Annotated in this window: 3 protein-coding genes; 2 read left to right on the forward strand and 1 reads right to left on the reverse strand. The window is 74.4% G+C overall.

Features of this window, described 5'->3' with window-relative positions; all coding sequences use genetic code 11:
* Positions 1-314, forward strand: a 314-nt coding sequence (locus AB0J52_RS40195) for a malic enzyme-like NAD(P)-binding protein (RefSeq protein ID WP_500188440.1), incomplete at its 5' end; no start/stop codon positions are given.
* Positions 315-558: 244 nt separating this feature from the next.
* Positions 559-1218, forward strand: a complete 660-nt coding sequence (locus AB0J52_RS40200) for a CGNR zinc finger domain-containing protein (protein ID WP_500188441.1) — start codon at positions 559-561, stop codon at positions 1216-1218.
* Here AB0J52_RS40200 and AB0J52_RS40205 read toward each other — a convergent pair.
* Positions 1122-1490 (reverse strand): S24 family peptidase (locus tag AB0J52_RS40205; protein WP_500188442.1); only part of this gene is annotated, 369 nt, incomplete at its 5' end. The genes AB0J52_RS40200 and AB0J52_RS40205 overlap by 97 nt on opposite strands.

The following is a 1490-nucleotide window of genomic DNA, read 5'->3' on the forward strand; positions in this document are numbered from 1 at the left end:
ACCCGACGCCCGAGGTGCACCCGGAGGTCGCCCGGCGGCACGCCCGCGTGGTCGCCACCGGCCGCAGCGACTTCCCGAACCAGATCAACAACGTGCTCGCCTTCCCCGGCATCTTCCGGGGCGCGTTCGACGTCCAGGCCCACACCATCACCGAGGGCATGAAGCTCGCCGCCGCCGACGCGCTCGCCGCGATCGTCGGGGACGACCTGACCGCCGACTACGTCATCCCCGGCCCGTTCGACCCGCGCGTCGCCCCGGCCGTCACCGCGGCCGTGGCCGCCGCCGCCCGCACCGACGGGGTCGCCCGCGCCTGACCTCGCCCTTCTCCTGGACGGCCCGCTCTCCCCCCGGAGGCGGGCCGTCCGCATTATGAGATTCGGGGCGGCCGTTAGCCGCGACAATTCTTGTGGCCGCTGGACGGGTCGGCAAACAAATCACCGGCCCGCACGCTCGATCGCCGAATGATTTCCCCTATTCGACCATCCGGCGGTACCCGACAAGGTGCATACTCGACAAAGGGGAGAAACACATCATCGGGCTACTCCGGCAGGAGTGCACGTGGACCTCGCTTCCTACGCCGAGCTGGCGATCGTGCTGGTCAACAGCGGGCGCCGCCCGGACGGGGACGCCCTGCGCGACCTCGACGGGCTCCGCGACCTGCTCGCCGGGCGGCCGCACCTCGGCGGCACGCTGCGGCAGCGCGACCTGGACGCCATGCGCGAGCTGCGCGACCAGCTCCAGGCCGTCTTCGCCGCGTCCGCCGCGGGCCGGGGCGAGCTGGCCGCCGAACGGCTGAACGAGCTGCTCATCCAGCATCCCGTCCACCCCCAGCTCTCCGCGCACGACGGCCTGGACTGGCACCTGCACGTCAACGACGGCGGCGCCGTCCACGACGTCTACGCCGCGCGTGCCGCGATGGGCCTGGCCGTCCGGGTCGCCGAGCAGGGCATCGACCGGCTGCGCGTCTGCCCCGCGGACGGCTGCGGCCGCGTCCACCTCGACACGACCAAGGAGCGCTCCCAGCTGTACTGCTCACCGGAGTGCGCGGACCGCACCTCGAACCACGCCCCGGACCATGCAGCAGGGCAGGCCATGGGCCACAGCGCGGGACGGTCCACGGGTCAGACCGCGGGGCGGGCCGTCCGGCGCGGGGAGCGGGGCGACGGGAGCGACAGCGCCGGACGGGACAGCACCGCCGCACGGCTGAACGGCCAGTAGCGGGCGACGACCGGCCCGAGCACCAGGCGGTGCGGGACGGCGTCGAAGTCCCAGCTGTCCTGGCGGCCGTGCGCGCGCTGGTTGTCGCTCTCCAGCCACCAGCCGCCGTCCTCCTCGCGGACGGCCCGCTTCACGATGAGCCGCTCCTCGTCCCAGGGGTGCCGCGCGACGACCGCGTCGCCGGCGCGCACGCGCCCGCCCGCGCGGACGAGCAGCCAGTCCCCCGCACGCAGCGCGGGCAGCATCGACTCGCCGGTCACCGCGACCGCGCG

It is taken from the genome of Spirillospora sp. NPDC049652 (assembly GCF_040675125.1).
Lineage (GTDB): Bacteria > Actinomycetota > Actinomycetes > Streptosporangiales > Streptosporangiaceae > Spirillospora.